The 19,471-nt window shown below is 70.9% G+C and carries 17 protein-coding genes; 8 read left to right on the forward strand and 9 right to left on the reverse strand.

The window, feature by feature from the left end:
• Positions 1 to 6: 6 nt before the first annotated feature.
• Entirely contained in the window at positions 7 to 1,611 is a 1,605-nt protein-coding gene (locus L942_RS29980; RefSeq protein ID WP_037367046.1) for a phospholipase C, read from the forward strand.
• A gap of 276 nt (positions 1,612 to 1,887) precedes the next feature.
• Here the strand turns inward: L942_RS29980 and acnA are convergent, their stop codons facing one another.
• The gene (gene acnA, locus L942_RS29985) at positions 1,888 to 4,695 is read right to left on the reverse strand and encodes an aconitate hydratase AcnA (protein ID WP_037367049.1); all 2,808 of its coding nucleotides are present in this window, start codon (positions 4,693 to 4,695) and stop codon (positions 1,888 to 1,890) included.
• 360 nt (positions 4,696 to 5,055) lie between these two features.
• Here acnA and L942_RS29990 point away from each other — a divergent pair, with 360 nt between their 5' ends.
• Positions 5,056 to 6,426: an NlpC/P60 family protein gene (locus L942_RS29990; RefSeq protein ID WP_051166345.1), complete on the forward strand. Its 1,371-nt coding sequence runs from the start codon at positions 5,056 to 5,058 to the stop codon at positions 6,424 to 6,426.
• On the opposite strand, the gene L942_RS29995 is transcribed toward L942_RS29990, so the two are convergent.
• Positions 6,416 to 7,210, reverse strand: a complete 795-nt coding sequence (locus tag L942_RS29995; RefSeq protein ID WP_037367087.1) for a GNAT family N-acetyltransferase — start codon at positions 7,208 to 7,210, stop codon at positions 6,416 to 6,418. The two genes, L942_RS29990 and L942_RS29995, sit on opposite strands and share 11 nt — an antisense overlap.
• Before the next feature lie 94 nt (positions 7,211 to 7,304).
• Here L942_RS29995 and mobA point away from each other — a divergent pair, with 94 nt between their 5' ends.
• The 4 genes from mobA to L942_RS30015 all read left to right on the forward strand — a co-directional run bounded on the left by mobA (position 7,305) and on the right by L942_RS30015 (position 11,027).
• Positions 7,305 to 7,862 (forward strand): molybdenum cofactor guanylyltransferase, encoded by a 558-nt coding sequence (gene mobA, locus L942_RS30000; protein ID WP_037367050.1) that lies wholly within the window; start codon positions 7,305 to 7,307, stop codon positions 7,860 to 7,862.
• A 112-nt stretch (positions 7,863 to 7,974) separates the two neighbouring features.
• On the forward strand, positions 7,975 to 9,039 hold the full coding sequence (locus L942_RS30005) for an AAA family ATPase (protein ID WP_037367051.1): 1,065 nt from the start codon (positions 7,975 to 7,977) through the stop codon (positions 9,037 to 9,039).
• A gap of 76 nt (positions 9,040 to 9,115) precedes the next feature.
• On the forward strand, positions 9,116 to 9,997 hold the full coding sequence (locus L942_RS30010) for a DUF58 domain-containing protein (protein ID WP_235079494.1): 882 nt from the start codon (positions 9,116 to 9,118) through the stop codon (positions 9,995 to 9,997).
• A gap of 49 nt (positions 9,998 to 10,046) precedes the next feature.
• Entirely contained in the window at positions 10,047 to 11,027 is a 981-nt protein-coding gene (locus L942_RS30015; RefSeq protein ID WP_037367053.1) for a VWA domain-containing protein, read from the forward strand.
• Positions 11,028 to 11,074: 47 nt separating this feature from the next.
• Here the strand turns inward: L942_RS30015 and L942_RS30020 are convergent, their stop codons facing one another.
• The 6 genes from L942_RS30020 to L942_RS30045 are packed head-to-tail and all read right to left on the reverse strand — an operon-like array spanning position 11,075 to position 16,315.
• Positions 11,075 to 11,536 carry a tRNA (cytidine(34)-2'-O)-methyltransferase gene (locus L942_RS30020; RefSeq protein WP_037367054.1) on the reverse strand — a complete coding sequence of 154 codons (462 nt, stop codon included), beginning with the start codon at positions 11,534 to 11,536 and terminating at the stop codon, positions 11,075 to 11,077.
• A 4-nt stretch (positions 11,537 to 11,540) separates the two neighbouring features.
• Positions 11,541 to 11,966, reverse strand: coding sequence for an acyl-CoA thioesterase (locus L942_RS30025; RefSeq protein WP_051166346.1), 426 nt, complete (start codon positions 11,964 to 11,966; stop codon positions 11,541 to 11,543).
• Positions 11,967 to 11,982: 16 nt separating this feature from the next.
• Positions 11,983 to 12,924 carry a TAXI family TRAP transporter solute-binding subunit gene (locus L942_RS30030; RefSeq protein ID WP_037367055.1) on the reverse strand — a complete coding sequence of 314 codons (942 nt, stop codon included), beginning with the start codon at positions 12,922 to 12,924 and terminating at the stop codon, positions 11,983 to 11,985.
• The gene (locus L942_RS30035; RefSeq protein WP_037367056.1) at positions 12,921 to 14,309 is read right to left on the reverse strand and encodes a sensor histidine kinase; all 1,389 of its coding nucleotides are present in this window, start codon (positions 14,307 to 14,309) and stop codon (positions 12,921 to 12,923) included. Before L942_RS30035 ends, L942_RS30030 begins: the two co-directional genes overlap by 4 nt.
• A 3-nt stretch (positions 14,310 to 14,312) precedes the next feature.
• Positions 14,313 to 14,978, reverse strand: a complete 666-nt coding sequence (locus L942_RS30040) for a response regulator transcription factor (RefSeq protein WP_037367057.1) — start codon at positions 14,976 to 14,978, stop codon at positions 14,313 to 14,315.
• 14 nt (positions 14,979 to 14,992) lie between these two features.
• Entirely contained in the window at positions 14,993 to 16,315 is a 1,323-nt protein-coding gene (locus L942_RS30045) for an MFS transporter (RefSeq protein ID WP_037367058.1), read from the reverse strand.
• Between the two features lie 168 nt (positions 16,316 to 16,483).
• On the opposite strand from L942_RS30045, the gene fabG reads away from it, so the two are divergent.
• Together fabG and fabI are read left to right on the forward strand one after the other, a co-directional pair.
• A complete protein-coding gene (fabG, locus tag L942_RS30050) occupies positions 16,484 to 17,188 on the forward strand; it encodes a beta-ketoacyl-ACP reductase (protein WP_037367059.1) in 705 nt (234 codons plus the stop codon).
• Positions 17,189 to 17,226: 38 nt separating this feature from the next.
• A complete protein-coding gene (gene fabI, locus L942_RS30055; protein WP_037367089.1) occupies positions 17,227 to 17,994 on the forward strand; it encodes an enoyl-ACP reductase FabI in 768 nt (255 codons plus the stop codon).
• 49 nt (positions 17,995 to 18,043) lie between these two features.
• Here the strand turns inward: fabI and L942_RS30060 are convergent, their stop codons facing one another.
• Entirely contained in the window at positions 18,044 to 19,213 is a 1,170-nt protein-coding gene (locus L942_RS30060) for a Cmx/CmrA family chloramphenicol efflux MFS transporter (protein WP_037367060.1), read from the reverse strand.
• Positions 19,214 to 19,471: the final 258 nt, after the last annotated feature.

Below are 19,471 nucleotides of genomic sequence, written 5' to 3' on the forward strand. Positions count from 1 at the left end.
TCTGCAGTGAAGCGGACCAGGAAGCGGGCCGCCGCGGCGGCCGCGCTGGCGGCGACCGCGGCGCTGGCCGCGGCGTGCGCGAGCAGTTCGGCGTCGACCCCGGCCCCGGCGCACGCGATACCCGCCGAGACGTTCGCGACGGCGACGCCGATCAAGCACGTCGTGGTGATCTTCGGCGAGAACATCTCCTTCGACCACTACTTCGGCGCCTATCCGAACGCCACCAACGAAAACGGCACCCCGTTCCACGCCGCGCCCGGCACCCCGAAGGTCAACGGCCTCACCCCGGACCTGCTGCGGCACAACCCGAACGCCTACAACCCGAAGCGGCTGAGCCCGGACCACGCGCTCACCTGCGACCAGGCGCACGACTACAACAAGGAACAGGCCGCCGTCAACGGCGGCAAGATGGACAAGTTCGTCGAGTACACCGAGAAGGACAAGTGCACCGGACAGCCCGTGCTGTTCGGGGAGCCCGGCCTGGTGATGGACTACTTCGACGGCAACACCGTCACCGCGATGTGGAACTACGCCCAGCATTACGCGCTGAACGACAATTCCTTCGACACTGTTTTCGGCCCGTCCAGCCCCGGCGCGGTCAACCTGGTCTCCGGCCAGACGCACGGCCTGCAGCCGGTCGATTCGGTCACCGGCGAGCCGAAGGTCGACCCGCGCACGGCGGCCTCGCCGGACGCGCACGGCGTCGGCACCATGATCACCGACCCGGACCCGGCCTTCGACGACTGCTCGGACAAGAACCACACCGCGACCGACAACCTCGGCGCGTTCCAGGGGCGCAACGTCGGCGACCTGCTGAACGCGCGCGGCGTCACCTGGGGCTGGTTCGAGGGCGGATTCCGGCCGACCGGGGAGGCGAACGGGTACGCGGTGTGCGGGACCAAGCACGCGAATGTGGGCGGCCAGGCGTCGGTCGACTACAGCCCGCACCACGAACCGTTCCAGTACTACCAGTCGACTGCGAACCGGAAGCATCTGCCGCCGTCGTCGTTGTCCGCGGTGGGGCAGCAGGACCAGGCGAACCATCAGTACGACGTCCGGGACTTCAACGACGCGCTCGCGGCCGGGACGATGCCGGCGGTGAGTTTCTTGAAGGCTCCGGAGTACCAGGACGGGCACGCGGGTTACTCGGATCCGTTGGACGAACAGGCTTTCGTGGCCGACGAGATCAACCGGATCCAGGCTTCGCCGCAGTGGAAGAACACGGCGATCGTGCTGGCGTACGACGATTCGGACGGGTGGTACGACCATGTCGCGCCGAAGATCGTCAACGGCTCGCACGACGCGGCGCAGGACAGTTCGGTGTGCACCTCGAAGCCGGTGAAGCTGGGCGGATTCGCGGATCGGTGCGGGTACGGTCCGCGGCTGCCGCTGCTGGTGATTTCGCCGTACAGCAAGGTGAATCATGTCGACCACACGATGACGGATCAGACTTCGGTGCTGCGGTTCATCGAGGACAACTGGCATCTGGGGCGGATCGGCGGCGGGTCGTTCGACGTGCTGGCGGCTCCGCTGACCGGGATGTTCGACTTCGCGCATCCGGACGCGAAGCCGCTGAAGCTGGATCCGAAGACGGGCGCGGTGGTTGGTTGAGGGGGCGGCTCGTCGCCTGGCGGCGACATTGCGCCTCGTCCGGCGTGGGGCACCCCGAAGCTGGATTGTGCTGACGGACGGCGGGTGCTTGTCAAGGCGGGAAAGATGCCTTGACAAGCACCCGCCGTCCGCAGTCTGGCTTCGTATCGGGGTGCGGGGGAGGGCTGGGTGCCTCGCTGGTTGGGTGCGCGGGCTGCGGTTGGGTGGTCGTGAGGGGCGGAAACCAGCGTGGCCCGCCCGGGGAGAACCCGGGCGGGCCACGACTTGGTCAGACCGTCAGGACTGGGTCATCTTCCGCAGCACGTACTGCAGGATGCCGCCGTTGCGGTAGTAGTCCGCCTCGCCCGGGGTGTCGATGCGGACGACCGCGTCGAACTCCACCTTCGAGCCGTCTTCCTTCGTGGCCGTCACGTGCACCGTGCGCGGGGTTTCGCCCTCGTTCAGCTTCGTGATGCCCTCGATGTCGAACGTCTCGGTGCCGTCCAGCTTCAGCGACGACGCCGACTCGCCCTCCGGGAACTGCAGCGGGATGACGCCCATGCCGATCAGGTTCGAGCGGTGGATGCGCTCGAACGACTCGGTGATCACCGCGCGCACGCCCAGCAGGCTGGTGCCCTTGGCCGCCCAGTCGCGGGACGAACCGGAGCCGTACTCCTTGCCGCCCAGCACGACCAGCGGGGTGCCCGCCGCCGCGTAGTTCTGGGCCGCGTCGTAGATGAACGCCTGCGGGCCGCCCTCCTGGGTGAAGTCGCGGGTGTAGCCGCCCTGCACGTCGTCCAGCAGCTGGTTGCGCAGCCGGATGTTCGCGAAGGTGCCGCGGATCATGACCTCGTGGTTGCCGCGGCGCGAGCCGTAGGAGTTGAAGTCCTTGCGCTCGATGCCGTGCTCGGTCAGGTAGCGGCCGGCCGGGCTGTCGGCCTTGATCGCGCCGGCGGGGGAGATGTGGTCGGTCGTGACCGAGTCGCCCAGCTTCGCCAGCACCCGCGCGCCGGAGATGTCCTGCACCGGGGCCGGTTCGGCGGTCATGCCGTCGAAGTACGGGGGCTTCCGGACGTAGGTGGACTCGGCGTCCCATTCGAAGGTCTTGCCGGTCGGCGTCGGCAGCGACTTCCAGCGCTCGCCGCCGTCGAAGACGTCCGCGTAGTCCTTCGAGAACATCTCCTGCGTGATCGCCGAGTCGATGGTCTCCTGGATCTCCTGCGGCGACGGCCAGATGTCCTTCAGGAACACGTCGTTGCCGTCGGAGTCCTGGCCCAGCGGCTGGGTCTCGAAGTCGAAGTCCATCGTCCCGGCCAGCGCGTACGCGATGACCAGCGGCGGGGACGCCAGGTAGTTCATCTTGACGTCCGGGTTGATCCGGCCCTCGAAGTTCCGGTTGCCCGACAGGACCGAGACGACGGTGAGGTCGTTCTCCTGCACCGCGGCCGAGACCTCCTCGGGCAGCGGGCCCGAGTTGCCGATGCAGGTGGTGCAGCCGTAGCCGACCAGGTGGTAGCCGAGCTTCTCGAGGTACGGCCAGAGGCCGGCCTTCTCGTAGTAGTCGGTGACGACCTGCGAACCCGGGGCCATCGACGTCTTGACCCACGGCTTGACCGACAGGCCCTTTTCGACCGCGTTGCGCGCGAGCAGCGCCGCGCCCAGCATGACCGACGGGTTGGAGGTGTTGGTGCACGAGGTGATCGAGGCGATCACGACGGCGCCGTGGTCGAGCACGAACTCGCCGCGGTCGGCGCTGGTCACCTTGACCGGCTTGCTCGGCCGCCCGGTGGCCCCGTTGGCCGCGGACTGCACCGGCGCGGCGGTCTCGTCCTGGAACGACAGCGCCGGCGCGTCGGAGGCCGGGAAGCTCTCCTCGACCTTCTCGTCGACGTTGGTGTGCGGCGTGGGCTGCTCGTCCTCGGCGTAGTCGTGCACCGACTTGCGGAACGAGGACTTCGCGTCGGACAGCTCGATGCGGTCCTGCGGGCGCTTCGGGCCGGCGATCGACGGGACGACCGTCGACAGGTCCAGCTCGAGGTACTCGGAGTACTGCGCCTCGTGGGACGGGTCGTGCCAGAGGCCCTGCTCCTTGGCGTACGCCTCGACCAGCGCGACCTGCTCGGCCGAGCGGCCGGTCAGCTTGAGGTAGCGCACGGTCTCCTCGTCGATCGGGAAGATCGCCGCGGTGGAGCCGAACTCCGGGCTCATGTTGCCGATGGTGGCGCGGTTGGCCAGCGGCACCTGCGCGACGCTCTCGCCGTAGAACTCGACGAACTTGCCGACCACGCCGTGCCGGCGCAGCATCTCGGTGATCGTGAGCACGACGTCGGTCGCGGTCACGCCGGCCGGGATCTCGCCGGTCAGCTTGAAGCCGACGACGCGCGGGATGAGCATCGACACCGGCTGGCCCAGCATGGCCGCCTCGGCCTCGATGCCGCCGACGCCCCAGCCCAGCACGCCCAGGCCGTTGACCATGGTGGTGTGCGAGTCGGTGCCGACGCAGGAGTCGGGGTAGGCCTGCCCGTTCCGGGCCATCACCGTGCGCGCGAGGTGCTCGATGTTGACCTGGTGCACGATGCCGGTGCCCGGCGGGACGACCTTGAACTCGTCGAAGGCGCCCTGGCCCCAGCGCAGGAACTGGTAGCGCTCGCGGTTGCGCTCGTACTCGATCTCCACGTTGCGCTCGAAGGCGTCCGCGCGGCCGAACACGTCGATGATCACCGAGTGGTCGATGACCATCTCGGCCGGGGCCAGCGGGTTCACCTTGTCCGGGTCGCCGCCGAGCGCGGTCACGGCCTCGCGCATGGTGGCCAGGTCGACCACGCAGGGCACGCCGGTGAAGTCCTGCATGATCACCCGGGCGGGCGTGAACTGGATCTCGATCGACGGGTCCGCGTTCGGATCCCAGCCGCCGAGCGCGCGGATGTGGTCGGCGGTGATGTTCGCGCCGTCCTCGGTGCGCAGCAGGTTCTCGAGGAGGATCTTCAGGCTGTAGGGCAGCCGGGCGGAGCCTTCGACCTTGTCCAGGCGGAAGATCTCGTACGAGTTCTCTTCCACCCGCAAGGTGTCCTTGGCGCCGAAGCTGTCCTTGCTAGGTGCAGTCACGTCTAACTCCAGTGGCATGGATTCCACGCCGCAGCCGGCGTTTCCTCCCGGGTCAGTTCGGTGTCGTATCCGGGTCGTCGGGTCGACCCTGGCGAGTCTTGCGCACCCCCACCGTAGGACCGGAACCGGGAGGGCACACCTCGTCTTCTCGCCGCAAACAGTACGCGTGTCCTGTATTTCGTTCAAGACGACACGCGGAGTGACGTGCGCCATCCGGACACGCCGTCCCGCCGCGTCCCCCGAACAGGGGAAATGATCTCCGCGGTGTGTAAGTTCTTCCTGAGGCTTGTGATAGTGGTGTGACTGCAGTGGTACGCGGTGTGCCCGCGGGACGGCGGCGGGCGAGCGGAGGTGGCGGGCGTGAGGGTCCGGCGGGGACGGTCCGGGACGGCGGGCGCGCTGGCGCGCGGCGCGGGAGCCCGGCGCGGCCTGACGGTCGCCGCAGTCGCCCTGACGGCGCTGCTCGGCGCGACGGGGACCGGGCTCGCGGTGCCTCCGCCGCCGCCCAACCCGAGCGATTCGGCGATCGATTCGGCCAAGGGCGACGCCAACGCGAAAGCGGGCGAGGTCGGCCGGCTCACCAATCAGCTCGCCCAGGCCGAGCAGAAGCTCAGCGCGCTGCAGGATGACGTCGAGCTGAAGCAGGAACAGGCCATGAAGGCCCTGGTCGACCTGCAGACCGCGCAGGACGAGGCGGCACAGGCGCGCAACGACGCGAAGTCCGCGCGCCAGGAGGCGGACGCCGCGGCCGGCGCGATCGAGAAGGCCCGCGAGGACGCGAAGAAGTTCGCCGCCGCCAGCTTCGAGCAGGGCAGCACGATCGGGTCGATCTCGGCGTACCTGACCTCGGAGAGTCCGAAGGACCTGCTCGCTCGCGCCCAGCTGCTCGACGCCATCGGCGGCTCGCGGCTCAACGCGATGGACCGGCTCCAGCAGGCGCAGACCGAGAAGGCCAACAAGGACTCCGCCGCGCGCAAGGCGGTCGAGCTCGCGCAGCAGAAGCAGGACGCGGCCGACCGGGCGAAGGGCGCCGCGGACGCCGCGCAGTCCGCCGCCGTGGCCGCGCAGCAGGCCCAGGCCGCGCAGAACACGCAGCTGGAAGCCAACAAGGCCTCCGTCGAGCAGCAGCTGTACGCCGCGCAGGCGAAGGTCAACGGCCTGCAGGGGCAGCGCCAGCGGTACCAGGACTGGCTCGCGCAGAAACAGCGCGAGGACGAGGAGCGCGCGCGGCAGGCGGCGCTGCGGGCGGCCGCGGCGAACAACGACGACAACGGCGGAGGGAGCGGCGGGAGCCCGTCCCCGGCGGCGGGCAGCTCGATCGAAGCGGTGATCGCGCGGGCGCTGTCCAAGGTGGGCATGCCGTATGCGTGGGGCGGCGGCAACGGCAGCGGCCCGACCCGCGGCATCCGCGACGGCGGCGTGGCCGACAGTTACGGCGACTACCGCAAGATCGGCTTCGACTGCTCCGGCCTGATGATCTACGCCTTCGCCGGCGTGCAGGGCCTGCCGCACTACAGCGGCTACCAGTACACCTCGGGCCGCCGGGTGCCGCTTTCGCAGATGCGCCGCGGCGACATGCTGTTCTGGGGCAACTCGGGCAACATCCACCACGTCGCGCTGTACCTGGGCAACGGCCAGATGGTCGAGGCCCCGGAGTCGGGTTCGTACGTGCGCGTGGTGCCGGTCCGCTACGGCGGCATCATGCCGTACGCGACGCGGCTCATCGGCTGAACGGGCTCCACACGTACGGCGTCGTTTCGGTGACCGCGGTGAAGCCGAGCCGTTCCAGGATCGGACGGCTCGTCGGCAGCGCGTCGACCTGCAGGTACCTGACCCCGCGAGCGCGCGCCGCGCCGACCCGGCGCGCCACCAGCGCCCGGTAGAGGCCGCGCCCGCGCCATTCGGGCAGCGTCGCGCCGCCCCACAGGCCGGCGAACCCGGTGCCGGGCACCAGCTCCAGCCGGGACGCGGCGACGAACCGCCCGTCCGCTTCGGCCACGACGTGCGTGGTGGTTCCGGCGTCGGCGCGAGCCCGGGCGAGCAGATCCGCGGCGACGGCGGCTTCGTCATGGCCGAACACCGACGCCGACAGCGTCGCGATGCGCAGCAGATCGTCGGGGCTGCCGGCTTCTCGCACGACGACGTCGGCCGACGGCGGCGCCGAGGCGGCGACCGCGTCCAGCGGCGCGATCAGGACGGTTTCGGTTTCCTCCGGGGCGAATCCGGCGGCGAGCAACCGCTCCGGCAGTTCCGCGGGACGGTCGTGGCCGCGGGTCTTCCATTCGAACTCCTCGCCGCGGGCGGCGAAGAACGCGATCTGGCGGGCGATCAGCTCGTCGAGCGCCTCGCCGGTCACGCCCAGGTCGGGCGGGCCCGAGACGAACCCGCGCCGGCCGCCGGTGAGGCGGGCGAGCGGGCCGTCGACGGTGAGCTGCTGCCCGGGTTCGGCCTGGGTCAGTTCGGCTCGGCGGACTTCGCGGTCGTAAGCGGCGAGCAGCCGCGCGGCGTCGGGCACGCCCGGCAACCTAACGCGCGCGGTCCCGGGAGCGCGCGCGGGTTTCCCGGCGCCCCTGCTGCGCGGCGCTTCCCGCACCAGGCACCCTGGACCCATGACTCAGCCTTCCCGGTTCGCCGGGATCGTCCTGGCCGGCGGCTCCGCGCGCCGATTGTCCGGAGTGGACAAGCCGGAGCTGCGGGTCGGCGGGATCTCCTTGCTGGGCCGGGCGGTCGAGGCGCTGGCCGGCGCGGACCCGGTCGTGGTGTGCGGCCCGCGGCGGCCGGGATACGACACGGTCGTCTGGACGCGCGAAGCCGTTCCCGGCGCCGGGCCGGTCGCGGCCCTGGCCGCGGGGCTGGAGTCCGTGGGGGACGCGGAGCTCGTCGTGCTGCTCGCCGCTGATCTCCCCGGGATCCGGCGCTCCACTGTGGACCGGCTGCGGTCCGCAGTGGCCGGCGCGGACGGCGCGGTGCTCGTCGATGCGGCGGGGGAGCGGCAATGGCTGGTGAGCGCTTGGCGCGCCGCGGCATTGCGGCAGGCGATGCCGGAGCGCCCGGAAAACGCGTCGCTGCGCCGGACGCTGCGCGGGATGCGGCTGGCGGAGGTCGCTGCCGAACCCGGCGAGAGCGACGACATCGACACGCCGGAGGACCTGGAAAAGCACCGCTGACCCGGGCTTCACAGCTGTCACACCGGCGATGCGATTGGCTGCCGTCGCGGGAAGTCCGTGACCCAGTAGGGTCGCGGGCGAGCACGCGGACGTGGAAACCCCTGGAGGAAGAGTGACCGAGCCCGGCTTCGCCGAGGGAGCGAACGGGCAGCAGCCCGGCACCCCGGCGCGGGACGCCCAGCTGCTGGAACGCACCGTGTTCGAGGTGAAGCGCGTCATCGTCGGACAGGACCGGCTGGTGGAGCGCATGCTCGTCGGGCTGCTGGCGAAGGGGCACCTGCTGCTGGAGGGCGTGCCCGGGGTCGCGAAGACGCTGGCGGTCGAGACGTTCGCGCGCGTGGTGGGCGGGTCGTTCTCCCGCGTGCAGTTCACCCCCGACCTGGTGCCCGCCGACATTCTCGGCACGCGCATCTACCGCCAGGGCGCCGAGCGCTTCGACGTCGAACTGGGCCCGGTCGTGGCGAACTTCGTGCTCGCCGACGAGATCAACCGCGCCCCGGCGAAGGTGCAGTCGGCGATGCTGGAGGTGATGGCCGAGCGGCATGTGTCGATCGGCGGCAAGACCTTCCCGATGCCCGATCCGTTCCTGGTGCTGGCCACGCAGAACCCGATCGAGAACGAGGGCGTGTACCCGCTGCCGGAAGCCCAGCGCGACCGGTTCCTGTTCAAGATCCTGGTCGAGTACCCCTCCGCGGAGGAGGAGCGCGAGATCATCTACCGGATGGGCGTCACGCCGCCGGAGCCGCACGAGGTGCTGAGCCCGGCGGAGCTGGTGCGGCTGCAGGGCGTCGCGTCGCAGGTGTTCGTGCACCACGCGCTGGTCGACTACGTCGTGCGGCTCGTGCTGACCACGCGCACGCCGAACGACCACGGGCTTTCCGACGTCGCGGGCTGGGTGTCCTACGGCGCCTCGCCGCGCGCGAGCCTCGGCATCATCGCCGCGGCGCGGGCTTTGGCGCTCGTGCGCGGCCGGGACTACGTGCTGCCGCAGGACGTCGTCGACGTCGTGCCGGATGTGCTGCGGCACCGGCTCGTGCTGTCCTACGACGCGCTGGCCGACGGCGTTCCGGTCGACCACATCGTCACCCGCGTGCTGCAGACCGTGCCGCTGCCGCAGGTTTCCGCCCGGCCGCAGGGCGGCGTCGGCCCGGTGCCCGCGGGCGCCCCCGTCAGGTAACGGCGTGGCTGGCACCTCGGCGAAAGAACCGGGCGGCCGCCCCGGCTGGGCCCCGCCGGTCCTGCGCGGCGACCGGATGGAAGCGGGACTGCGCACCCTCGAGCTCGAAGTGCGCCGCCGCCTCGACGGGCTGCTCCAGGGCAACCACCTCGGCCTCGTGCCGGGGCCGGGTTCGGAGCCCGGCGAGGCGCGGCCGTACCAGCCCGGCGACGACGTGCGCCGGATGGACTGGGCGGTCACCGCGCGCACGACGACGCCGCACATCCGGGAGACGGTCGCGGACCGCGAGCTGGAGACGTGGGTCGTCGCGGACATGTCGGCGAGCCTCGACTTCGGCACCGCGCTGTGCGAGAAGCGGGACCTGGTGGTGTGCGCGACCGCGGCGGTCGCGCACCTGACCGGCGGCGGGGGAAACCGGATCGGCGCGCTCGTCTCGAACGGCGAAGGCACCACCCGGATCCCGGCGCGCGGGGGGCTTCCGCACGCCCGCGGACTCGTCCGCCGCCTGGCGGAAACGCCCCGGGCGGCCGAGGGCGTCCGCGGTGATTTCGCCGGTGCGCTCGAGCAGTTGCGCCGCCCGCCGCGGCGGCGCGGTTTGGCGGTGGCGATCTCGGACTTCCTCGGCCCGCTCGACTGGGAGCGCCCGTTGCGCGCGCTCGGCGGCAGGCACGAGCTGATCGCGATCGAGATCGTCGACCCGCGCGACGTGGACCTGCCGGACGTCGGCACCGTCGTGCTGGCCGACCCGGAGACCGGACGGCAGCGCGAGGTGCACGCTTCGGCGTTGCTGCGCAAGGAATTCGGCGCGGCGGCGAACGCGCACCGGCAGGCGGTCGCGGCCGGTCTCCGCCGGGCCGGGGCGGCGCATCTGGTGCTGCGCACCGATTCCGACTGGATCGCGGACATGGTGCGGTTCGTGGTCGCCCGCAAGCGCCGCTGGTCGGGAGGGGCCGCATGAGCGGCGTTCCCGCGCCCGCCGCCCGGACGACCGGTAAGGAGGCGGCGGCATGAGCCTCGCCGGATTCAGTTCGCCGTGGTGGTTCCTGCTGTTGATCGCGGTCGCCGCGGTGGCGGCCGCGTACGTGCTGGCGCAGCGGCAGCGCCGCCGCCGGGTGCTGCGGTTCGCGAATCTGGAGCTGCTGGAGAAGGTCGCGCCCAAGGCGCAGGGCTGGATCCGGCACGTGCCCGCGGTGCTGATCGTGCTGTCGCTGCTGTTCCTGACGGTCTCGCTGGCCGGCCCGACGGCGGAGCAGAAAGTGCCGCGCAACCGGGCGACGGTGATGCTGGTGATCGACGTGTCGCTGTCCATGGAAGCCACCGACGTCGCCCCGACGCGGCTGAAGGCGGCGCAGGATGCGGCGAAGCAGTTCGCGCAGAACATGACGCCGGGCATCAACCTCGGCCTGATCTCGTTCGCCGGAACCGCGACGGTGCTCGTCAACCCGACGACAGACCGCGCGGGCGTGACGAAGGCGATCGACAACCTGAAGCTCGCGCAGTCCACCGCCACCGGCGAGGGCATTTACGCGGCGATGCAGTCGATCCAGAGCTTCTCCGCGGTGGTCGGCGGCGCGGACGGCCCTCCCCCCGCCCGGATCGTGCTGATGAGCGACGGCAAGCAGACGGTGCCGGAAGACCTGTACGCCCCGCGCGGCGCGTACACCGCGGCGCAGGCGGCGAAGCAGGCACACATGCCGATCTCGTCGATCTCGTTCGGCACCGAGCACGGGTCGGTCGACATCGAGGGCAAACAGCAGGATGTCCGCGTGGACGACGAATCCCTGCGGGAGATCGCCCGGCTGTCCGGAGGAGAGTTCTACAAGGCGGCGAGCGCGGACGAGCTGAAACGCGTGTACGCCGACCTGGGAGAGCAGATCGGGTACGAGCTGAAGAACGCGGACGCGAGCAAGCCGTGGGTGGTGCTGGGCACGATCGTCCTGATGGCCGGAGCCGCGACCGCGCTGCTGTTCGGGCAGAGACTTCCGTAGGTCCGTGAAGGGCTCCTTGAGGGAATCAGATTCTCTCAAGGAGCCCTTCACGGAGTAGCGAAGCCGTTCTGCCGCCACCCTTCGTAGACGGCGATAGCCGCTGTGTTGGCGAGGTTCAGCGACCGGTTGTTCGGCAGCATCGGCAACCGCAGCCGGTCGGTGACCTCCGTCGCGTGCTGGACCTCGTCTGGGAGCCCGGCGGACTCCGGCCCGAACATCAGCACGTCGCCGGGTGCGTAGGAGACCTCGGTGTACAGCCGGGTCGCGTGCGCGGTGAACGCGTATACCTTCGCCGGCAGCAAGGCCTCCCACGCCGCGGCCAGATCAGCGTGCACGTGGACGCGCGCGAGGTCGTGGTAGTCGAGCCCGGCCCGGCGGAGCTGCTTGTCCTCCAAGGTGAATCCGAGCGGCTCGACCAGGTGCAGCTCGCAGCCGGTGTTCGCGGCCAGCCGGATCGCGTTGCCGGTGTTGGGCGGGATTTCGGGGCGGTAGAACAGGACGCGGAACACAGCCTCACGCCGCCTCGGGGAGGTACTTCGCGTAGGCCGCGCGCACGTCCGGCGGCGGTTCGGCCTTGCGATGGTGCTCGGTGTCGACGAAGACGTACCGCAGCCGGATCTCGGTCGTCACCGTGTCGCCGCGGCGGATCTCCACCTCGAACTGCATCGAGGTGGTGCCCAGGTGCGCCACGTACACCGCGACCACCAGCTCGTCGTCGAACCGGCACGGCGCGAAGTACCGCAGGTTCGACTCGGCGACGACCAGGTCGACTCCGGTGGCGAGCAGCGCGTCGTGCGAGCCGAAGAGGGTTCTCTCGACCTCGAACGCCGCCATGTCCGCGTAGGCCAGGTAATGCGCGTTGAAGACGATCCCCTGGCCGTCGCATTCGTGGTAGCGCACACGCAGGGGCATTTCGACGATGGGGCGGCGTTCGGTCACCCGACCAATCTAGCGATCAGCCGTGCAGCGCGTGGTAGGTGTCCGCCGCCCCGGGGTGGAGCGGGACGGGCTGGGTGCCGATGAGCGTCCGCACGTCCAGGAACTGCGTTCCGACGGCTTGTGCGGGCACGAGTTCCGCGGCTCGTTCGACGAGCACCCGCACCACCGCCGCCGCGACGTCGAAGGGCAGCTTGGGCGAACAGACGAGCAAATTCGCGACGCCGATCGTGCCCAGCGCGCCGACCCCGCGGTAGGCCCCGGCCGGCACCTGCACCTGTTCGTACAGCGGCCCGTACGCCTTGCGGAGCTGGGGGAGCACCGACGTGAGCGGGATGAGCGACAGCGGCGTCGTGCGGTTGAGGTCGGCGAGGGCGGGCGTCGGGATCCCGCCGGACCAGAGGAACGCGTCGATCCGGCGGTCGTGCAGCGCGGCGACCGCGTCGTTCAACGGCAGGTGCTGCGCTTGGACCGGGACGCCGCTCGCCGCGAAGACCCGTTCGCCCAGCTGCGCGGCGCCGGACCGGCTCGCCCCGACCGAGATCGGCCGACCGGCCAGAGAGCGCAGGTCGGTGAGGTGGTCCTCGGCGCGCACGACGAGCTGCAGGTAGTTCTCGTAGACCCGGCCGAGTGCTTGCAGCGGAACAGGTTTGCCGAACGGCGCGCCGCCGGTGCTGGCCGACTGCGCCACGTCGGCGAGGGCGAGGCCGAAGTCGGCCGTGCCGTCTTGGACGCGTTGCACGTTCTCGACGCTTGCCTCGGTCGGGAGCGCACTGCAGTGCAAACGAGGTTCGGCACGCGACAGCTCGGCCGCCAACACCTCGGCGAAGGCCAGGTAGAAGCCGCCGGGTTCGCCGGACGCGATGGTGATCTTCCGCTCCGGGCCGCGGTAGGCGTCGTCGCAGGCGGCGAGCGTGAGGGCGAGGCCGCCGAGTAGTGCGGCGCGACGGGTGATTCTCATGGCGTCCCCGCCGCGGGCAGCGTGATCCGGACTTGCAGACCGTGCGGTTCGACCGCGCGCAGCTCCAGCACCCCGCCCCGGGCGCGGGTTTGCTCCCGGGCGATGGCCAGGCCGAGGCCGGTCCCGCGGGGTGCCCCGTCGCCGCCCGCGCGCCAGAATCGTTCGGTGGCGCGGGCCAGATCCTCGCGCGGCAAGCCGGGGCCGTCGTCGGCGACGATCAGCGTGACACTGTCCGAAGTGGACTCCCACGTGGCGGTGATGGTCGCTCCCTGACCGGCGTAGTGGACGGCGTTGTCCAGCAGCACATCGAGAATCTGCGCCAGTTCGCTCTCCGGCGTGCGCACCAGCACCGGCTCGGTATGCCCCTCGCAGGGCACCAGCGTCGCGCCGGCTTCGTCGGCGGACAACCGCCAGGCGTCGACCCGTTCCGCCACGACAGCGGCGAGGTCCGCGGGCTCGTCGTCGGCGCGCGCGGCGAGCCGGGTCGCGGTGCTTTCCGCGGTGGCCAGCGCGAGCAGGCCGTCGAGGATCCGTTCCAGCCGTTCGACTTCCGCCACCGTGGCCTCGTACGCGGGGCGGTTTTCGACTTCGGTGCCGAGCAGTTCGAGCCGCAGCCGCAGCGCGGCCATCGGGTTCCGCAGCTGGTGCGAGGTGTCCGCGACGAGCCGCTGCTGCTGGTTCGCCGACTCGACGACCGCGTCGGACATCCGGTTCACCGACGCCGCGAGCGAGCGCAGTTCGCGCGGACCGGACCGTTCCGGCACCTGCGCCCGGCGCCCGGCCGCCACCGCCAGCACGCCGGTTTCCAGCTCCACCAGCGGCCGCACCATCCACCGCGACAGCAGCACCGCCAGCAGCACGAACAGCGCCGCGACGACCATCGCCCCGGCCGCGATCGCGCTCCACGCCGCTGCCACGTCGGCCGCCGCGGCGGTCACCGAAGCACGCAGCAGGACCACGCCGGACACGCGCGTCCCGGTGCCGACCGGGCGGGTGAACAGCACCGGAGTGTCCGACCACGGCCGGACCCGCTCGACCGGCGCTTCCGGCTCGTTCCGCAGCGTCGCCTCGATCAATGTCCGCGTGGCCGGATCGCTGCTGGTCAGACCGCCGGTTTCGACCAGCGGCCGCCGCTGCGCGTCGACGATCAGCACGCCTTCGCCGTATAACGACGAATACTGCCGGGCGTCCGCGCTCAACGCGGTCGCGTCGCCGGAATCGACGGCCTGTTGCGCGAGCACCACGAAGCGGTCGACGTCGCTGCTGCGCGAAATCACCAGCCGCTGGGTCCGCTGGTCGGCGGTCGCGGACAGCAGCGGGACGGCGAACGCCGCGACGACCGCGAGCGCGAGCGTGACCAGGACGGCCAGCAGGCGAGTGCGCACCGCTCAGCTCCGGCCGAGCCGGTAGCCGAAGCCGCGGATTGTGGTGAGCAGGCCGGGCCGGTCGAGCTTCGCGCGCAGCTGGGTCATGTGGACGTCGAGCGAGCGCGACACGGCGAGGTAGGCGTCGCCCCACACCTCGTCCATCAGCTGCTGGCGGCTCACCGCGGTGCCGGGCCGCGCGGCGAGCACCGCCAGCACGGCGAATTCCTTCGTGGTCAGCCCGACGTCGCGCCCGCCGACGACGACCTGGCGCGCGCCCAGGTCGATCTCGACGTCCTCGATCCGCACCACCGGGTCTTTCGGAGCCGGCGAGGAGTTGCCTGCCCGCCGCGTCACCGCGTCCATCCGGGCCAGCAGCTCGGCCATCCGGACCGGTTTCGCCAGGTAGTCGTCCGCGCCGAAGCGCAGCGCGCGGACGACGGAGCGCTCGTCGTCGCGCGCGGTCAGCACGATCACCGGCACCGGCGACACCTGACGGATCTTGCGCAGCACGTCGAGCCCGTCGAGATCCGGCAGGCCGAGATCGAGCAGCAGCAGGTCGGCGTCCCGGTGCCGGGTGAGGGCATCGGAGCCGCGGCCGACCGCGGTGACGGAGTGGCCGTGCGCCTGCAGCGTTTCGGCGAGTGCCCGGGCGACCCCGGTGTCGTCCTCCACGAGCAGCACGCGCACGGCCGTCCTCCCGGTCAGTCCTCGCCGCGTTCGAGAGCGGACGAACGCGAAGTTTCCCGCATTGTCGCGTACACGACGAGCGACACGAGAACGCAACCCGCGACGTACCAGAAGAAGAGCGATTCGTGTCCCGCCTTCTTCAGCGCCTGGGCGATCAGCTCGGCGGTCCCGCCGAAGATCGCGACGGTGAGCGCATACGGCAGGCCGACGCCGATCGCGCGGATGCGCGTCGGGAACAGCTCCGCCTTCACGATCGCGTTGATCGAGGTGTAGCCGGTCACGATCACCAGCGCGCCGAGCAGCAGCAGGAACGCGAGGAACGGCTGGCTGGTGTGCGCCATCAGGGTCATGATCGGCACGGTCAGCAGGGTGCCGGCGACGCCGAAGAACATCAGCAGCTTCCGGCGGCCGATCTTGTCCGACAGCCGTCCGGCCAGCGGCTGCAGGATCGCGAAGACCAGCAGCGCGACGAACATGATCACGGTGACCGTGCGCCGCGGGATGTGCGCGGTGTTCTCCAGGAACTTCTGCGTGTAGGTGGCGTAGGTGTAGAACGCGACCGTTCCGCCGAGCGTCAGGCCGACGACCAGCAGGATCTCCCGCGGGTACTTCACGAGCTGGCGCAGCGTGCCGCGCTCGGCCTTGCCGGTCTCCCCGTTTTCGGTGACGCGCTCGTAGCTTTCCGACTCGTCCATCGACCGCCGCAGCGCCATCACGATCACCGCGGCGAGCGCGCCGACCACGAACGCGATCCGCCAGCCCCAGTCGCCCATCTGCTTGTCGGTGAGCACGCTCTGCAGGATCAGCTGCAGCCCCAGCGCGAGCAGCTGCCCGCCGACGAGCGTCACGTACTGGAAGCTGGAGTAGAACCCGCGCTTGCCCGGAGTGGCCACTTCGGACAGATACGTCGCCGAGGTGGAGTACTCGCCGCCGACCGAAAGCCCTTGCAGCAGCCGGGAGAACACCAGCAGGATCGGCGCCGCGATGCCGATCGTCGAGTAGCCCGGCGTCACCGCGATGAGCAGCGACCCGGCTGCCATCATCGAGACCGAGAGCACGAGCGCGGAACGCCGTCCGTAGCGGTCGGCGAACCGGCCGAGCAGCCAGCCGCCGAGCGGGCGCATGAGGAATCCGACCGCGAACACCGCCGCAGTGTTGAGGAACTGTGCCGTGGCGTCGCCGCCGGGGAAGAACGCCTTCGCGAAATAGACGGTGAACGCGGAATAGGCGTACCAGTCGTACCACTCGACGAGATTGCCGATCGAGCCGCGCAGCACGTTGCCGACCACGCGCCGCTCGTCCCGCGCCGAGCCGGCGTCCTGGATCCGGGTAGTCATCCTTGACCTCCTGTGTCGCGACTCACGGTGACCAACCGGGCAGTAACCATCAAGGTCGAGACGCGGTTCCTTACCGTCGCTTAGGACGGGAGTGCCGGGTGCGCCGCCGGTCAGCGCAGCAGATAGCCTCACCGCGGGCGCAACCGCGAAGACGACGAGGAGAACTCAGTGGGACGGTCGGTCTTGGTCACCGGCGGCAACCGGGGCATCGGGCTGGCGATCGCCCGCGACCTCGCCGAGCAGGGCCACCGGGTCGCGGTCACGCACCGCGGGTCCGGCGCGCCGGAGGGGCTGTACGGGGTGCGGGCGGACGTCACCGACGCCGAGCAGGTGGACGCGGCGTTCAAGCTCGTGGAGGAGCACCAGGGGCCGGTCGAGGTCCTGGTGTCCAACGCCGGGCTCACCGACGACACCCTGCTCATGCGGATGTCGGAGGAGCAGTTCGAGCGCGTGCTGAACGCGAACCTCACCGGGGCGTTCCGCGTCGCGAAGCGGGCGTCGCGCGGCATGCTGCGCGCCCGCTGGGGCCGGTTCGTGTTCATCTCGTCCGTCGTGGGCCTTTCCGGCTCGGCCGGGCAGGCGAACTACGCCGCGTCGAAGGCCGGCCTGGTCGGCTTCGCGCGTTCGCTCGCGCGGGAGCTGGGCTCGCGCAACATCACCGCGAACGTGGTGGCGCCCGGTTTCGTGCACACCGACATGACCGACGCGCTGAGCGAGGAACGGCGCAAGGAGATCCTCGCCAACGTCCCGTCCGGCCGCTACGCCGAACCGGCCGAGATCGCCGCCGCGGTGCGGTACCTGTCCTCGGACGAGGCGGGCTACGTCAACGGCGCGGTGCTGCCCGTCGACGGCGGCCTCGGCCTCGGCCACTGACCTTTCCCGAGAAGACCATCCACGACCTGGAGGACGTGTTGCCCGGATTGCTCGAAGGCAAGCGGCTGCTGATCACCGGCGTCATCACCGACGCCTCGCTCGCGTTCCACGCGGCCCGCATCGCCCAGCAGGAGGGCGCGAAGGTCGTGCTCACCGGCTTCGGACGGCTGTCGCTGGTGGAGCGCATCGCCAAGCGGCTGCCCGAGCCGGCCCCGGTGCTGGAACTGGACGTCACGAACCAGGAGCACCTCGACTCGCTCGCCGACCGCGTCCGCGAGCACGTCGACGGCCTCGACGGCGTGCTGCACTCGATCGGCTTCGCGCCGCAGAGCTGCCTCGGCGCGCCGTTCCTGGACGCACCGAGCGAAGACGTCAAGGTCGCGGTGGACGTCTCCGCGTTCTCGTTCAAGTCGCTCGCGGTCGCGACGCTGCCGCTGCTCGGCCGCGGCGCCTCGATCGTCGGCATGGACTTCGACGCGCGCGTCGCGTGGCCGGTCTACAACTGGATGGGCGTCGCGAAGGCCGCGCTGGAGTCGGTGAACCGGTACCTGGCCAAGGAACTCGGCCCGAAGGGCATCCGGGTCAACCTGGTCAGCGCCGGCCCGATGAAGACCATGGCCGCCAAGTCCATCCCCGGATTCGGCGAACTCGAAGGCGGCTGGGACGGCCGCGCGCCGCTCGGCTGGGACTCCGCGGACCCGGAGCCGACCGCCAAGACGGTGTGCGCCGTGCTGTCCGACTGGCTGCCCGCGACCACCGGGTCGATGATCATGGTCGACGGCGGAGTGCACGCGCTCGGCATCTGAGCCGGTTTTCGACGGCCCCGCGGGAACGTTCCCGCGGGGCCGTTCTCTTTTAGACAGTCGCCAGTTCAGGGGCGGTGTCGCGCTGGTGCAGGCGCAGCGCGAACGTCAACGCCGCGAGTGCGAGCGCTCCGAGCGCGACGCTCACCCACGCCACGCTGGAGAAACCCAGCCCCGCGCTGATGGTCGTCCCGCCGAGCCACGGGCCAACGGTGTTCCCGACATTGAACGCGGACGTCGTGCTCGCGCCGACGAGCGTGGAGGTGCCGCCCGCCTCGGCGTACGCCCGCACGTTGAGCGCCGGGTTCGCCGCGAATCCCGCCGCGCCGAGGATCAGCACCGCAGTCACCGCGACGACCGGGTTGGTGGCGAAGGCAAGCGCGACCAAAGCGGCGACGGCGAGGCCGAGGCTGCCGTAAAGGGTCGCGAACGGATAGGCGTCGGCGAGCTTGCCGCCAGCGAAAATCCCGATTACCGCGCCGCCGCCGAACAGCGCGAGCACCACCGGCACTCCGGATTCGGGCAGCCCCGCGACGGAGACCAGCAGGGGAGCGAGGTAGCTGAACGTCGCGAACACCATGGCCTGCAGCAACGCGATCACCCCGAGCGCGAGCCACAACCGGCTGCGGCGGAACACGCGCAGCTCTTCGGCGATCCGCGGTGCTTCGGTTTCTTTTGTGGTGCGCGGGACTGACAGCAGGACGGCGGCGGCGGCGACGGCGGTCAGCGCGGCGACTGCCCAGAACGCGCTTCGCCAGCCTGCGTGCTGGCCGAGCAGCGTGCCCGCTGGGACGCCGACGACGTTTGCCACGGTGAGACCGCCGACCAGCACCGCGAGCGCCTGGCCGCGGCGGGCTTCCGGGACGAGGTTGACGGTGGTCGCGGCGGCAACGGCCCAGAATCCGGCGCAGGCGACTGCGCTGATGACGCGGGTGGCGAAGAGGACGGCGTAACCGTCGGCGAGCGCGCCGATGACGTGGGCTGCGCTGAAGACGGTGAGCAGTCCGAGGAGGGTGGTTCGGCGGGGGAGGCGGATGGTGCCGACGGCGAGCAGCGGTGCGCCGACGACCATGCCGATCGCGAAGGCGGAGATCAGGAGGCCTGCGTCCGGGATGCTGACGCCCAGGTCGGAGGCCATTCCGGGGAGGAGGCCGGTGATCATGAACTCGGAGGTGCCCAGCGCGAAGATGCTGAGGCCGAGCACGAAGACGGCTAGGGGCACGGCGGGGGCTCTCTTTCTGGAATCGGTGGTACAGAATGTGGGCGGGGCGGCGTTGTCTCGTGGGTTGGGCTGGTTGGGGCCTGCTCGTCGCCTGGCGGCGACGTTGCAGTTCGGTGAGTGGCGTGGGGCACCCCGAAGCCTGAGTGTGCTGACGGCCTTGGGGTGCTTGTCAAGGCGGGAAAGCGTGCCTTGACAAGCACCCCAAGACCGCAGGGCGGCTTCGTATCGGGGTGCAGGGCGGGGGCTGGGTGCCTCGAT

The sequence above is a fragment of the Amycolatopsis orientalis DSM 43388 genome (assembly GCF_000411975.1).
Lineage (GTDB): Bacteria > Actinomycetota > Actinomycetes > Mycobacteriales > Pseudonocardiaceae > Amycolatopsis > Amycolatopsis orientalis_D.